Raw genomic sequence first — 14,405 nt, forward strand, 5'->3', positions numbered from 1 at the left:
AAACGCCCGGTTACATTCCGAACCCGGAAGCTAAGCCTCACAGCGCCGATGGTACTGCAGGGGGGACCCTGTGGGAGAGTAGGACACCGCCGAACTCCTTTTACAGCTCCGGCTCTTGGGCTCACCGCCCGAGAGCCGGAGCTTTTTTGCGTTGAGGTAGGGTCAGGGGGCATCGTTGGCTCGTTTCGCACAGGAGGCCCCCGGGTGGAGGTCCAGGAGACCCGTGTCCAGACAGACCGGGTCCTCACCATCCCCAACATCCTCAGCATGGCCCGGCTCGTCGGCGTACCCCTCTTCCTGTGGCTGATCCTCAGGCCCGAGTTCGGGGGACCCAAGAGCGACGGCTGGGCTCTTCTCGTGCTGGCTTTCAGCGGGGTCAGCGACTATCTGGACGGCAAGCTCGCCCGGCGCTGGAATCAGATCAGCAGTCTCGGCCGGCTCCTCGACCCCGCCGCCGACCGGCTGTACGTGCTTTCCACGCTGGTCGGCCTCACCTGGCGGGAGATCCTCCCGGTCTGGCTGACCGCCCTCCTGCTCGCGCGAGAGCTGATGCTCCTGGTGATGGTGGGCATCCTCCGCCGGCACGGGTATCCGCCGCCGCAGGTGAACTTCCTCGGGAAGGCCGCCACCTTCAACTTGATGTACGCCTTCCCGCTGCTGCTCCTTAGCGACGGAAGCACCTGGATCGCGTCGCTGGCTGCTGTTTTCGGATGGGCGTTCGCCGGGTGGGGTACAACCCTCTACTGGTGGGCAGGAGTGCTCTACGTGGTACAAGTCCGCCGATTGGTTCGTGCGGACGCCATGGCCGATTGAGCTCGGCGATTGTCCGGACGTAACGCCTCGATGGCCCGTGGTGGAAAAGTGCGGGACAATCTGGACGGGTGAAGTCGGCTAGACCGTCGTCTCTTGGAGGAGGACGCTTCCGACATGAAGGCCGTCGTGATGGCCGGGGGCGAAGGCACCCGCCTGCGCCCCATGACCTCTAGCATGCCCAAGCCGCTCCTGCCCGTGGCGAACCGCCCGATCATGGAGCACGTGCTACGGCTGCTCAAAAGGCACGGGCTCACCGAGACCGTTGTCACCGTCCAGTTCCTGGCATCGCTCGTCAAGAACTACTTCGGCGACGGCGAAGAGCTCGGAATGGAGCTCACCTATGCCAATGAGGAGAAGCCACTCGGTACCGCCGGAAGCGTCAAGAACGCCGAAGAGGCGTTGAAGGACGATGCCTTCCTCGTCATTTCCGGTGATGCCCTGACCGACTTCGACCTCACGGAGCTGATCAATTTCCACAAGGAGAAGGGCGCGCTGGTCACGGTTTGTCTGACCCGGGTGCCCAATCCGCTGGAGTTCGGGATCACCATCGTCGATGAGGAAGGCAAGGTCGAACGCTTCCTGGAGAAGCCGACCTGGGGGCAGGTCTTCTCCGACACCGTCAACACGGGCATCTATGTCATGGAGCCCGAGGTGTTCAACTACGTCGAACCGGATGTTCCGGTCGACTGGTCCGGCGATGTCTTCCCGCAGCTGATGAAGGAAGGCAAGCCGATCTACGGCTACGTCGCCGAGGGTTACTGGGAGGACGTCGGCACTCACGAGAGCTATGTGAAGGCCCAGGCCGACGTGCTCGAGGGCAAGGTCAACGTCGACATCGACGGCTTCGAGATCTCGCCGGGTGTGTGGGTGGCGGAGGGCGCCGAGGTGCATCCCGATGCCGAACTGCGCGGACCGCTGTACATCGGCGACTACGCGAAGGTCGAGGCCGGCGCCGAGATTCGCGAGCACACCGTCGTCGGTTCGAATGTCGTCGTCAAGAGCGGCGCCTTCCTGCACAAGGCCGTTGTGCACGACAACGTGTATGTCGGGCAGCACAGCAATCTGCGCGGCTGCGTCGTCGGAAAGAACACCGACATCATGCGTGCCGCGCGGATCGAGGACGGCGCGGTCATCGGCGACGAGTGCCTGATCGGTGAGGAATCGATCGTTCAGGGGAACGTCCGCGTCTACCCCTTCAAGACCATCGAGGCCGGCGCCTTCGTCAACACCTCGGTTATCTGGGAGTCCAGAGGGCAGGCCCATCTGTTCGGCGCCCGTGGCGTGTCCGGCATCCTGAACGTGGAGATCACGCCGGAGCTGGCCGTGCGGCTGGCCGGGGCATACGCCACGACCCTCAAGAAGGGCTCCACGGTCACCACGGCCCGTGACCATTCGCGAGGCGCCCGAGCGCTCAAGCGGGCGGTCATCTCCGCGCTGCAGGCCAGCGCCATCGACGTACGCGACCTGGAGAACGTTCCGCTGCCGGTGGCCCGGCAGCAGACCGCGCGCGGCAGCGCCGGCGGCATCATGATCCGGACCTCGCCGGGTGTGCCGGACTCCGTCGACATCATGTTCTTCGACGGCAATGGCGCCGACCTGTCGCAGGGCAGCCAGCGCAAGCTGGACCGGGTGTTCGCGCGGCAGGAGTACCGGCGGGCGTTCCCGGGTGAGATCGGCGATCTGTACTTCCCGGCCAGCGTCTTCGACTCGTACACCGGGTCGCTGCTGCGGAACGTCGACACGACCGGGATCGCCGATTCCGGCCTGAAGGTCGTCGTTGACGCCTCCAACGGCAGCGCCGGGCTGGTGCTGCCGAGCCTGCTGGGCAAGCTCGGCGTGGACTCCCTGACCATCAACCCCGGTCTCGACGAGTCCCGGCCCACGGAGACGGCCGAGATGCGGCGGGGCGGTCTGGTGCGGCTGGGCGAGATAGTGGCGTCCTCGGGTGCCGCTTTCGGTGTCCGGTTCGATCCCGTCGGCGAGCGGCTGTCGCTCGTGGACGAGAAGGGCCGGATCATCGAGGACGACCGGGCGCTGCTGGTGATGCTGGACCTGGTGGCCGCCGAGCGGCGCAGCGGCCGGGTGGCCCTGCCGGTGACCACGACCCGGATCGCCGAGCAGGTGGCGGCCTACCACGGCACCCAGGTCGAGTGGACCACCACCTCGCCCGACGACCTCACGCGCGTGGGCGGCGAGGAGGGCACCATCTTCGGCGGTGACGGCAAGGGCGGGTTCATCGTCCCCGAATTCAGCAGCGTCTACGACGGCACGGCGGCCTTCGTACGGCTGATCGGGCTGGTGGCACGCACGCAGCTCACGCTGAGCCAGATCGACGCGCGGATCCCGCGGGCGCACGTCCACAAGCGGGACCTGGCCACGCCGTGGGCCGTCAAGGGTCTGGTCATGCGGCGGGTGGTCGAGGCCGCCGGGGATCGCTTTGTCGACACGACCGATGGTGTCCGGGTCGTCGAGACGGACGGGCGCTGGGTGATGGTGCTGCCCGACCCGGCCGAAGCGGTCACCCATCTGTGGGCCGAGGGGCCCGACGACGCCTCGGCGCAGGCCCTGCTGGATGAGTGGTCGGCCGTTGTGGACAGCGCCGGGCGGTAGGCGAGGACACGCCACCGGACGGCAAAACCCACGCACGCGCGCGTGCCGGACAAGTGTCCCCAAGGGGGCCTGTCCGGCACGCCGGTGGGGCCATTCGGAGGTACTGGTCGCGACATGCGACGATGTGCGGCATGCCGCAGCATCCCCCCGTTCGGAGCAGCCCCGCCAGGCCGCAGCGCCCGGACGCCTCCATGTCGTTGATCACCAACGTCATGGACCACAGCCTCGACGACGGGTACGCCGAGGCCGCCGCGCGCAGGAGGTCCCAGGGGCAGGGCGGGCTGCCGAGGACCCTCAGGGCGAAGCTGGGCCTCGCGGCGGGCCTGGTCCTTGCGGCGCTGGTGGTGACCGTCGGGGCGGCACAGACGCGGGCGGCGGCGCCCGTGGTGGCGAAGGAGCACCAGGAGCTGATCGACCGCATCGACAGCGGGACCGCGGCAGCGGACAAGCTGGAGGGGACGGTCGACAAGCTCCGGGACGAGGTCGGCGCGCGCCAGCGGGCGGCGCTGAAGTCGAGCGGCGGCAGTACGCAGGCGGACCTGGTGGACGTACTGTCGGGCGCCACCGCGGTCCATGGGCCGGGTGTGAAGCTCATTGTGAACGACGCCAAGGAGGCCAGCTCCGGCGGTGACGGCACCAACCCCAGGGAGACCTCGGGGTTCTCCGACACCGGCCGGGTGCGCGACCGGGACATGCAGCGCGTGGTCAACGGGTTGTGGGAGTCCGGCGCGGAGGCCATATCGATCAACGGGCAGCGGCTGACCGCCCTGTCCGCGATCAGGGCCGCGGGAGACGCGATACTGGTCGACAACAGACCGCTGGTGCCGCCGTACACGGTGCTGGCGGTGGGAGACAGCGACAGGCTGAGCCACGGGTTCCAGAACAGCGCCGACGGCCTGTACCTGCACGCCCTGGAGCAGAGCTTCGGCATCCGCGCCACGATCTCCACCGAGGGTGACGTACGGTTGCCCGCCGCACCCAGTGTGATCGTACGTACAGCACAGCCGAGCACCGAGAAGACTGAGAAGGGCACATCGTGATCGCCGTACTGGGCCTCGTCGTGGGAGTCGTGGCCGGCCTGTTGGTCCGGCCCGAGGTTCCGGCGGTCGTCGAGCCTTATCTTCCGATCGCCGTCGTCGCGGCGCTGGACGCCGTGTTCGGCGGTCTGCGGGCCATGCTCGACGGCATCTTCGACGACAAGGTCTTCGTGGTGTCGTTCCTGTCGAACGTGGTCGTGGCCGCCCTGATCGTGTTCCTGGGCGACAAGTTGGGTGTGGGCGCGCAGCTGTCCACGGGTGTCGTGGTGGTCCTCGGCATCCGGATCTTCTCCAACGCCGCGGCGATCCGGCGGCACGTGTTCCGGGCGTGACACCGATGAGCGAAGAGAACGAGCGGAACGAGCAGCCGGAGCGGCCGGAGCCGGCGAACCGGCTGCGCAAGGAGCTGCCCGAGGAGGTGCCCGCCCGGGCACCGGAGCCTGAGCCCGAGCAGCGGGCGGACGAGCCGCAGACCGGGCGGCAGCGGCTGGTCAAGGGGTTGTGGCCGCCACGGATAACCCGGGCGCAACTCATCGTCGCCCTGCTGTTGTTCGGCCTCGGTTTCGGCCTGGCGGTGCAGGTGGCCTCCAACAGCGACAGCGGCAGCGCGCTGCGGGGCGCCCGCCAGGAAGATCTTGTGCGCATCCTCGATGAACTCGATTCGCGGACTCAGCGTCTTGAGGACGAGAAGCAGGGACTCGAAAAGCAGCGCCAGGAGCTGCAGAGCAGCTCCGACCAGGCCGCGGAGGCCCGTAAGCAGACGGCCGAGAAGGAGAGGCAACTCGGCATTCTGGCGGGCACCGTGGCGGCGCAGGGCCCCGGCATCACGATGACGATCGAGGACACGAAGGGGACGGTCAAGGCGGACATGCTGCTCGACGCGATCCAGGAGTTGCGCGCGGCCGGCGCGGAGGCCATTCAGGTCAACGGGGTACGGGTGGTCGCGGGCACCTACTTCACGGGCGCCGGCAAGAGTGTCGGCGTCGACGGGAACCAGATCAACGCCCCCTATCGTTTCAAGGTCATCGGCAAGCCGCAGGACCTCGAGCCCGCGTTGAACATCCCGGGAGGCGTGGTGCAGACGCTGGAGAAGGAGCAGGCCACGGTGACTGTCGAGCAGTCGGACAAGATCGTTGTCGACGCCTTGCGACAGGCGAAGCGGCCTGACTACGCTCGGTCGTCCTCGCAGTGAACCGGCGGTGCATGGGGGACATCCGGCAGGGGCATGAGGTTGCGGGGGGTCGGCGCACCGAAGGGGTGCTGCGTGGTGGAAACTGTCTGGTGGATACGGACGTTGTGAGAATGTCCGGCTCGGCCGGTGTAGGCAATCAGGGTTCGTCCTGCCCCACGGGCGGGTCTGTTTCGGTCAAGGGGAATCGCCCGTGAAGTTGTTTGCGAAGTTGTTCGGCAAGAGCGCACGAGAGGGCAGCGACAACGCGACCGCTCGGCATCGCGCGCAGCCTGACGCGGAGGGTCGGCGCCCACTGTTCCGGGACCAGGTCGCTGGTCCGGGCGGTGACATTTCCGGAGGTCAGGGCGGGGCGTCGGTTGACCCTGCCCAGTCCGGCGGCATAGGTTTCGGGCAACCGTCAACCTCAGGTGCGGGCGGAGGGTATGCCCCCGGTCCGTACGCGTCCAACGCCCCGACGGGGCAGCCGCAGCAGGAGGATCCGTCCATGTCGGCCCTGGTGTGTACGAGGTGCGGTAACCGCAATGCGGATAACGCACGCTTCTGCTCCAACTGTGGCGCGCCCCTGCGCCCCGGAGTGGCGCCGGAGCGTGCCTCCGAGACGACGTCCACGATCTCGATCTCCGGTATCGAGGCCTACGACGCCGAGGTCACCGGTCAGACCCAGATGCCGATGCTGTCGCCGGAGGCGCAGGCCGCGGTGGACGCGCTGCCGCTGGGCTCGGCGCTGCTGGTGGTGCGCCGGGGGCCGAACTCGGGCAGCCGCTTCCTGCTGGACAGCGACCTGACCACGGCCGGCCGTCACCCGCAGAGCGACATCTTCCTGGACGACGTCACGGTCTCGCGTCGGCACGTGGAGTTCCGGCGCTCGGCGGACGGCTCGTTCACCGTGGCCGACGTCGGCAGTCTGAACGGTACGTACGTCAACCGCGAGCGGATCGACCAGGTCGCTCTGTCGAACGGTGACGAGGTGCAGATCGGCAAGTACCGGCTGGTGTTCTACGCGAGCCGGCACGGCATCTGACCCTCCCCCGGACCGGCGTCCGGGGGACTCCCAGGGAAGGTCCATGCTTCAAACACCGAGCGGCGGTGCCGGAAGCGGTACCGCCGCCAGGGACAGTGGGCTGATGAGCATCGGCACGGTGCTGAGCGTGCTGCGCGACGAATTCCCCGAAGTCACCATCTCCAAGATTCGTTTCCTGGAGTCCGAGGGACTCATCGAGCCGCAACGGACCCCTTCCGGGTACCGCAAGTTCAGCGCCGGGGATGTCGAGCGCCTGGCCCATGTGCTGAGGATGCAGCGGGACCACTATCTGCCGCTCAAGGTGATCCGCGAGCGCCTGGACGCCATGGAGCGGGGTGAGACCGTCCAGCTGCCCGTCGTCGGTCGTCAGCGCACGGCGGAGGACCTTCCGGAGCCGCGCGGGGAGCGCACGGTGGCCCGGGTGGGCAGGGACGAGCTGCTGGCGGCCGCCGAGATAGATGAGGGTGAGCTGAAGGAGTGGGAGTCGTACGGGCTCATCGCTCCGCTGGAAGACGGGGTGTACGACGCCGAGGCGGTCACCGTGGTCTCGCTCGTCGCCGAGCTGGGCCGGTTCGGGATCGAGCCGCGCCACCTCCGGGTGATGAAGGCCGCGGCCGACCGCGAGGCCGGACTCGTCGACCAGGTGGTCGCCCCGCTCAAGCGCCACCGCAATCCGCAGACCAGGGCGCATGCCGAGGCTCGTACGAAGGAGCTGGCCGAGCTCACCGTGAAGCTGCACGCGGCACTGGTGCAGACCGCTCTGGGCGTACGGCTGCCCTGAACACCGGCGACTCCCGGAAGGCCGGATCGGGCACCTGTTCCCGGCCCGACTACCCAAACATCCCGGGCACGGCCTAGGGTTGCTGTGTGAACGAGCTCGATGTCGTAGGTGTCCGGGTCGAAATGCCCTCCAACCAACCGATCGTGCTCCTGCGCGAAGTGGGAGGCGACCGTTACCTCCCCATCTGGATCGGGCCGGGGGAGGCGACGGCGATCGCCTTCGCCCAGCAGGGCATGGCCCCCGCCAGGCCGCTGACCCACGACCTGTTCAAGGACGTGCTGGAGGCCGTCGGCCAGGAGCTGACCGAGGTACGCATCACCGATCTGCGGGAAGGGGTCTTCTACGCGGAGCTGGTGTTCGCCAGCGGCGTCGAGGTCAGTGCCCGCCCCTCCGATGCCATAGCGCTGGCCCTGCGCACCGGGACGCCGATCTACGGCAGTGACACGGTGCTGGACGACGCCGGTATCGCCATTCCGGACGAGCAGGAGGACGAGGTGGAGAAGTTCCGCGAGTTCCTCGACCAGATCTCGCCCGAGGACTTCGGCACGAGCAGCCAGTGACGGCGAAGGGGCCGGTGAACGCCGGCCCGGAGCACGGGCATGTGCCACCGGCCACGGAGAGCGTCCTACGGCTTCCCGCGAGAGCATTCGGCTAGCCTTTCCCCGCGGTGGGACACGGGAAACCACTCCTAGGGTGATTATCACTCGGCGTGCCGAGTGTGGCGATCGTTGACGCACCCCTGGTGACTGCCTACCGTCGTGAAGGCAGGTCAAGGACGGAGGTCGGCGTGAGAACCAGCGGCGACGGTACGGCTGGGGGTGCTCCCGTGCGTGGTCTGGGGGAGAGCGGTCCGTACCCGGTTCACAGCAGCGCGGTGGGTCACGCTCCGCAGCGGCCGACGGCGGTGCCGAACGGCGGAGGGGCGGCGTCCATGGTGTCCGAGGAGATCGGCTATCGCGGGCCCACGGCCTGTGCGGCCGCCGGCATCACCTACCGACAGCTCGACTACTGGGCCCGCACCGGGCTCGTCGAGCCGAGCGTCCGGCCCGCGTACGGGTCGGGCACACAGCGTCTGTACAGCTTCCGGGACGTCGTCGTCCTGAAGATCGTCAAGCGGTTCCTGGACACGGGCGTGTCGCTCCAGAACATCCGCAGCGCCGTCCAGCACCTGAGGGAACGCGGTTTCCGTGACCTCGAGCGGATGACCCTGATGAGCGATGGCGCCACGGTCTACGAGTGCACCTCGCCGGACGAGGTCCACGCCCTGCTCCAGGGTGGCCAGGGCATCTTCGGGATCGCCGTCGGGGTGGTGTGGCGGGACGTGGAGAGCGCGCTCTCCCAGCTGCACGGCGAGCGCATCGACACGGGGGAGACCCTCGTCGGGCACAACCCCGCGGACGAGCTCGCACGGCGCCGCAACCGGGCGGTCTGACACCGGCCCTTTCGAGGCCCGGCATTGTCAGTGCCGTGGTGCAGCATCGGAGATGTGAGAAACACGCCCACGATCCTGCATCTCGACATGGATGCCTTCTACGCCTCGGTGGAGCAGGCATCCAAGCCGAGCCTGCGCGGGAAGGCGGTCGTCGTGGGCGGCCTCGGACCTCGCGGAGTGGTGGCCACCGCGTCGTACGAGGCACGGGCCTTCGGGGTGCACTCGGCGATGCCCATGGCCCAGGCCCGCCGCCTGGCGCCCAACGCCGCCTATCTGGTGCCGCGCTTCTCCGTGTACCGGGCGATCAGCGAGCAGGTGATGGCGCTGCTGCGGGAGCTGTCACCGCTGGTGGAGCCGCTCAGCCTGGACGAGGCGTTCGTGGACCTGGAGGCCGGGGGGACGGCCTGGGACGAGGAGTCGGCGCGGCTGGCCGGGATCAAGCTGCGCGCGGACATCCGTGCGGTCACCGGACTCACCGGCTCGGTCGGGCTCGCGGCCTCCAAGATGGTCGCCAAGATCGCTTCCGAGCAGGCCAAGCCGGACGGCCTGGTGCTCATCGAGCCGGGCTCCGAGCGGGCCCTGCTGGCGCCGCTGCCGGTGCGGACCCTGCCGGGGGTCGGTCCGGCCACCGGGGACCATCTGCGCAGGGCCGGGATCACCACCGTGGAGGAGCTGGCGGAGGCGGGCGAGGACGAACTGGTCCGGCTGCTCGGCAAGGCGCACGGGCACGCGCTGTACGCCATGGCCCTGGCCCACGACGAGCGGCCCGTGGTGGCCGAGCGCGAGGCGAAGTCGGTGTCGGTCGAGGACACGTACGACGTGGACATCCATGACCGGCCGCGGATCGGCCTGGAGGTGCAGCGGCTCGCCGACCGGTGTGTCCGACGGCTGCGCGAGGCGGGGCTCTCCGGGCGGACCATCGTGCTGAAGGTGCGGAGGTACGACTTCTCGACCCTCACCCGCTCCGAGACGCTCAGGGGCCCCACGGACGACCCTGCGGTCGTGCGGGAGGCAGCCGCGCGGCTGCTGGACTCCGTGGACACCACGGGCGGGGTGCGGCTGCTCGGCGTGGGTGTCTCCGGGCTCGCCGACTACACGCAGGAGGACTTGTTCGCGCAGGCCATGCCCGCGCGGGGGACCGAGACACCGCAGGAGGCCGTGGCGGAGCTCGTCGTGGAGCGGGCGGAGGCTGTGGAGCGGCAGTGGCGGGCAGGACAGGACGTACGGCACACGGAGTACGGCCACGGGTGGGTGCAGGGGAGTGGGCTGGGGCGGGTGACCGTGCGGTTCGAGACGCCGCAGTCACCTCCGGGGAGGGTGCGGACGTTCTTCGTCGCGGATCCCGCACTGGAGACCGCTGATCCGTTGCCGCTGGTTCCGGAAGGTGGCGATCAGGTCTCCTCCGATCCCGCCAGCTTGCCGAAGTCGTGGTCCGGGACGGACGGGGGTGGGGTCACGTCGAGGCCGTAGTGGTGGTAGAGCTGGAGTTCCTGTTCGGGGGAGAGGTGGCGGCCCACGCCGAAGTCGGGGGCGTCCCTGATCAGGGCGCGGTCGAAGGGGACGTGCAGGGAGCCCTCGACCAGTTCGCTGGGCTCCAGGGGGACGAAGGCGTCCCGGGAGAACAGGCCGGTGCGTATGGCCGCCCACTCGGGTACGCCGGTCGCGTCGTCGAGGTAGACCTCGTCGATGGTGCCGATCTTGGTGCCATTGCGGTCGAACGCCTTGCGGCCGATCAGGTTGCGCGGATCGATCTCGGTCTGCACGGTCCCTCTCCCTCCACTTGGTCGCAACTCATCCGTAAGCACTACGAAAGAGCACATTCAGGGAGGCGGCCACTCGAAGGCTCGGGTGTTGACCTCGCTGGTAGGCTGACAGCGGCTGCTGACCCCGTGCGGGAGAGTCCTTCGACCACGTCGAAGGCGCCGAAGGAGCAAATCCTCCCCGGAATCTCTCAGGCCCACGTACCGCACGGACGAGGTCACTCTGGAAAGCAGGGCGGGTGTCGACGGCAACCGCTCTCACCGACGGTGAAAGCCGGGATCTCCGATACCCGGTGAAGCTCTCAGGTTGAGATGACAGAGGGGGAGGCCGTCGGGGCACCCGCGCCGTGGTGCCCTTCGAAGGTCGCGTCAGACCAGGAGGCCTCCGCAATGACCGCCCACCGCATTCCGCTCTCGGAGCTCGAAGCGGGCATCCCGTTCGAGCAGCGCCACATCGGGCCCGACCAGGAGGCGCGGGCCAAGATGCTCGCGCAGGTCGGCTACGGCTCGCTGGACGACCTGACCGCCGCGGCGGTCCCGGACGTGATCAAGAACGCCGACGCCCTCGACCTGCCGGGCGCCCGCACCGAGGCCGAGGTGCTCGCCGAGCTCCGCGCGCTCGCCGACCGCAACCAGGTCCTCGACTCGATGATCGGGCTCGGGTACTACGGGACGTTCACGCCGCCCGTCATCCTGCGCAACGTCATGGAGAACCCGGCCTGGTACACCGCCTACACGCCGTACCAGCCGGAGATCTCCCAGGGGCGGCTCGAGGCCCTGCTGAACTTCCAGACCGTGGTCGCCGACCTCACCGGTCTGCCCACCTCGGGTGCCTCCCTCCTCGACGAGGGCACGGCCGCCGCCGAGGCGATGGCGCTCTCCCTGCGCATGGGCAAGAACAAGAAGGGCCTGTTCCTGGTCGACGCGGACGCGCTGCCGCAGACCATCGCCGTGATCGAGACGCGGGCGGAACCGACCGGTGTGGAGGTAGTCGTCGCCGACCTCAGCGAGGGCATCCCGGCCGAGGTCGCCGCGCGCGAGATCAACGGCGTGCTGATCCAGTACCCGGGCGCCTCCGGTGCCGTACGCGACATCAAGCCGGTCATCGACCAGGCGCACGAGCGGGGCGCCCTGGTCACCGTCGCCGCCGACCTGCTCGCGCTGACCCTGCTGACCTCGCCGGGCGAGCTGGGCGCGGACATCGCCGTCGGCACCACCCAGCGCTTCGGTGTGCCGATGGGCTTCGGCGGTCCGCACGCCGGCTACATGGCGGTCCGCGAGAAGTTCGCACGCAGCCTGCCCGGCCGCCTCGTGGGCGTCTCCGTCGACGCCGACGGCAACAAGGCCTACCGCCTCGCGCTGCAGACCCGTGAGCAGCACATCCGCCGGGAGAAGGCCACCAGCAACATCTGCACGGCGCAGGTGCTGCTCGCGGTGATGGCCGGCATGTACGCCGTCTACCACGGGCCGGAGGGTCTGAAGACCATCGCCCGGCGCACGCACCGGTACGCCACGATCCTCGCCGCGGGCCTGAAGGCCGGCGGTGTCGAGATCGTGCACGGCGCGTTCTTCGACACCCTCACCGCGCGGGTGCCCGGCCGGGCCGCCGAGGTCGTCGCAGCCGCCCGGGCGGGTGGCGTCAACCTGCGGTTCGTCGACGCCGACCACGTCTCCCTCGCCTGCGACGAGACGACCAAGCGGGCCCAGCTCGCCGCCGTCTTCTCCGCCTTCGGTGTCGAGGGCGACATCGAGGCCCTCGGCACGAGTGCCGAGGACACCCTGCCCGAGGCGCTGCTGCGCACCGACGTCTACCTGACCCACCCGGTCTTCCACCAGCACCGCTCCGAGACCGCGATGCTGCGCTACCTGCGCAAGCTGGCCGACCGCGACTACGCACTCGACCGCGGCATGATCCCGCTGGGCTCCTGCACCATGAAGCTCAACGCGACCACGGAGATGGAGCCGGTCACCTGGCCCGAGTTCGGGCAGCTGCACCCCTTCGCCCCGGCCGAGCAGGCCGAGGGCTACCTCACGCTCATCCACGAGCTGGAGGAACGTCTCGCCGAGGTCACCGGCTACGACAAGGTCTCCCTCCAGCCGAACGCCGGCTCCCAGGGGGAGCTGGCCGGTCTGCTGGCCGTCCGCGGCTACCACCGGGCCCGCGGCGACGAGCAGCGCACGGTCTGCCTCATCCCGTCCTCCGCGCACGGCACCAACGCCGCCAGCGCCGTGATGGCCGGCATGAAGGTCGTCGTCGTCAGGACCGCCGAGGACGGCGAGATCGACGTCGAGGACCTGCGGGCCAAGATCGAGCAGTACCGCGACCAGCTGGCGGTGCTCATGATCACCTACCCGTCGACGCACGGTGTGTTCGAGGAGCACGTCGCCGACATCTGCGCCCAGGTGCACGAGGCGGGCGGCCAGGTGTACGTCGACGGCGCCAACCTCAACGCGCTGGTCGGCCTCGCCAAGCCGGGCCACTTCGGCGGTGACGTCTCCCACCTGAACCTGCACAAGACCTTCTGCATCCCGCACGGCGGCGGCGGCCCCGGCGTCGGCCCGGTCGCGGTCCGCTCGCACCTGGCGCCGTACCTGCCGAACCACCCGCTGCAGCCGGCGGCCGGTCCGGAGACGGGCGTGGGCCCGATCTCGGCGGCGCCCTGGGGCTCCGCGGGCATCCTCCCGATCTCGTGGGCGTACGTCCGTCTCATGGGCGGCGAGGGCCTCAAGAGCGCCACGCAGGTGGCCGTCCTCTCGGCGAACTACATCGCCAAGCGCCTGGAGCCGCACTACCCGGTGCTCTACACCGGCCCCGGCGGTCTGGTCGCGCACGAGTGCATCATCGACCTGCGCCCGCTGACCAAGGCGACCGGCGTGAGCGTGGACGACGTGGCCAAGCGCCTGATCGACTACGGCTTCCACGCGCCGACCATGTCCTTCCCGGTGGCCGGCACGCTGATGATCGAGCCGACCGAGTCGGAGGACATCATCGAGCTGGACCGGTTCTGCGACGCGATGATCGCCATCCGCGCGGAGATCGAGAAGGTCGGCTCCGGCGAGTGGCCCGCGGAGGACAACCCGCTGCGGGGCGCCCCGCACACCGCGGCCGCGCTCGGCGGTGAGTGGAAGCACGCCTACAGCCGCGAGGAGGCCGTCTTCCCGGCCGGTGTCTCGGTCGCCGACAAGTACTGGCCGCCGGTGCGCCGTATCGACCAGGCCTTCGGCGACCGCAACCTGGTCTGCTCCTGCCCGCCGCTGGACGCGTACGAGGACTGAGCGAGCGGTGGTCCCAAGGGCCCCGTCCGGTTTCCGGGCGGGGCCCTCGCCCGTGTCACGCCGTCGCCAGGGACACCTCGGTCGCCTTGATGAGGGCGACCACGTCGGAGCCCACGAAGAGGCCGAGATCGGCGACCGCGTCCTTCGTGATCGCCGCGGTCAGTTCGCCGCCGTCGACGGAGATCCTGACGGAGGCCATGACGGCACCGGTCGTCAGGCCGGTGATCGCGCCCGCGATCTGGTTGCGGATCGACAGGCCCTCCACCCGCTGCGTGGCCAGGGAGACCTCGGTCGACTTCACCAGAGCGCGGACGGCCGAGCCGGGGGCGAGGGCCAGATCCTCGGCGGACTCCTTGGTGATGGCCGCCATGAGGGTCTGGCCGCCGTCCAAGCGGAGCCTGACGGTCGCCATGGCCTCGCCCTGATGGACCTCGGTGACCGTGCCGGGGAGCTGGTTGCGCATGCTCAGGGTCATGGGCACCC

At 69.3% G+C, this 14,405-nt stretch carries 13 protein-coding genes, 1 rRNA gene and 1 riboswitch; of the genes, 12 read left to right on the top strand and 2 right to left on the bottom strand.

The window, feature by feature from the left end; translation table 11 throughout:
- The 11 genes from rrf to ACZ7HQ_RS14885 all read left to right on the top strand — a co-directional run.
- A 5S ribosomal RNA gene (gene rrf, locus ACZ7HQ_RS14835) occupies positions 1–95 on the top strand; the annotation flags it as partial.
- Positions 96–204: 109 nt separating this feature from the next.
- Positions 205–813, top strand: a complete 609-nt coding sequence (locus ACZ7HQ_RS14840) for a CDP-alcohol phosphatidyltransferase family protein (RefSeq protein WP_470989029.1) — start codon at positions 205–207, stop codon at positions 811–813.
- 114 nt (positions 814–927) lie between these two features.
- Complete coding sequence (locus ACZ7HQ_RS14845) at positions 928–3,423, top strand: sugar phosphate nucleotidyltransferase (RefSeq protein WP_470989031.1); 2,496 nt, start codon at positions 928–930, stop codon at positions 3,421–3,423.
- A 122-nt stretch (positions 3,424–3,545) separates the two neighbouring features.
- On the top strand, positions 3,546–4,463 hold the full coding sequence (locus ACZ7HQ_RS14850; RefSeq protein ID WP_470989034.1) for a DUF881 domain-containing protein: 918 nt from the start codon (positions 3,546–3,548) through the stop codon (positions 4,461–4,463).
- Positions 4,460–4,792, top strand: coding sequence for a small basic family protein (locus ACZ7HQ_RS14855; RefSeq protein WP_003988855.1), 333 nt, complete (start codon positions 4,460–4,462; stop codon positions 4,790–4,792). The genes ACZ7HQ_RS14850 and ACZ7HQ_RS14855 overlap by 4 nt, the downstream gene beginning before the upstream one ends.
- A gap of 5 nt (positions 4,793–4,797) precedes the next feature.
- Complete coding sequence (locus tag ACZ7HQ_RS14860) at positions 4,798–5,652, top strand: DUF881 domain-containing protein (protein WP_470989037.1); 855 nt, start codon at positions 4,798–4,800, stop codon at positions 5,650–5,652.
- A gap of 190 nt (positions 5,653–5,842) precedes the next feature.
- On the top strand, positions 5,843–6,673 hold the full coding sequence (locus ACZ7HQ_RS14865; RefSeq protein ID WP_470989040.1) for an FHA domain-containing protein: 831 nt from the start codon (positions 5,843–5,845) through the stop codon (positions 6,671–6,673).
- 43 nt (positions 6,674–6,716) lie between these two features.
- Positions 6,717–7,454, top strand: coding sequence for a transcriptional regulator FtsR (gene ftsR, locus ACZ7HQ_RS14870; protein WP_470989042.1), 738 nt, complete (start codon positions 6,717–6,719; stop codon positions 7,452–7,454).
- 86 nt (positions 7,455–7,540) lie between these two features.
- Positions 7,541–8,014 (top strand): bifunctional nuclease family protein, encoded by a 474-nt coding sequence (locus ACZ7HQ_RS14875; RefSeq protein ID WP_026253112.1) that lies wholly within the window; start codon positions 7,541–7,543, stop codon positions 8,012–8,014.
- Between the two features lie 227 nt (positions 8,015–8,241).
- Positions 8,242–8,886: a MerR family transcriptional regulator gene (locus ACZ7HQ_RS14880; protein WP_470989044.1), complete on the top strand. Its 645-nt coding sequence runs from the start codon at positions 8,242–8,244 to the stop codon at positions 8,884–8,886.
- 54 nt (positions 8,887–8,940) lie between these two features.
- Positions 8,941–10,356 (top strand): DNA polymerase IV, encoded by a 1,416-nt coding sequence (locus ACZ7HQ_RS14885; protein ID WP_470989047.1) that lies wholly within the window; start codon positions 8,941–8,943, stop codon positions 10,354–10,356.
- Here ACZ7HQ_RS14885 and ACZ7HQ_RS14890 read toward each other — a convergent pair.
- Complete coding sequence (locus ACZ7HQ_RS14890; protein ID WP_470989050.1) at positions 10,278–10,649, bottom strand: PRC-barrel domain-containing protein; 372 nt, start codon at positions 10,647–10,649, stop codon at positions 10,278–10,280. The two genes, ACZ7HQ_RS14885 and ACZ7HQ_RS14890, sit on opposite strands and share 79 nt — an antisense overlap.
- A gap of 119 nt (positions 10,650–10,768) precedes the next feature.
- A riboswitch (glycine riboswitch) is annotated at positions 10,769–10,863 on the top strand.
- A gap of 173 nt (positions 10,864–11,036) precedes the next feature.
- Here ACZ7HQ_RS14890 and gcvP point away from each other — a divergent pair.
- Complete coding sequence (gene gcvP / locus ACZ7HQ_RS14895; RefSeq protein ID WP_470989052.1) at positions 11,037–13,922, top strand: aminomethyl-transferring glycine dehydrogenase; 2,886 nt, start codon at positions 11,037–11,039, stop codon at positions 13,920–13,922.
- A gap of 55 nt (positions 13,923–13,977) precedes the next feature.
- Here the strand turns inward: gcvP and ACZ7HQ_RS14900 are convergent, their stop codons facing one another.
- A complete protein-coding gene (locus ACZ7HQ_RS14900) occupies positions 13,978–14,397 on the bottom strand; it encodes a TOBE domain-containing protein (protein WP_470989055.1) in 420 nt (139 codons plus the stop codon).
- Between the last annotated feature and the right edge of the window lie 8 nt (positions 14,398–14,405).

Source organism: Streptomyces sp. NPDC037290 (assembly GCF_055603245.1).

Bases quoted from the DNA above. Each gene is read 5' to 3' on its own strand.
- ftsR (WP_470989042.1), top strand. From the start codon at position 6,717: ATGCTTCAAACACCGAGCGGCGGTGCCGGAAGCGGTACCGCCGCCAGG.
- ACZ7HQ_RS14900 (WP_470989055.1), bottom strand. From the start codon at position 14,397: ATGACCCTGAGCATGCGCAACCAGCTCCCCGGCACGGTCACCGAGGTC.
- ACZ7HQ_RS14860 (WP_470989037.1), top strand. From the start codon at position 4,798: ATGAGCGAAGAGAACGAGCGGAACGAGCAGCCGGAGCGGCCGGAGCCG.
- ACZ7HQ_RS14845 (WP_470989031.1), top strand. From the start codon at position 928: ATGAAGGCCGTCGTGATGGCCGGGGGCGAAGGCACCCGCCTGCGCCCC.
- ACZ7HQ_RS14850 (WP_470989034.1), top strand. From the start codon at position 3,546: ATGTGCGGCATGCCGCAGCATCCCCCCGTTCGGAGCAGCCCCGCCAGG.
- gcvP (WP_470989052.1), top strand. From the start codon at position 11,037: ATGACCGCCCACCGCATTCCGCTCTCGGAGCTCGAAGCGGGCATCCCG.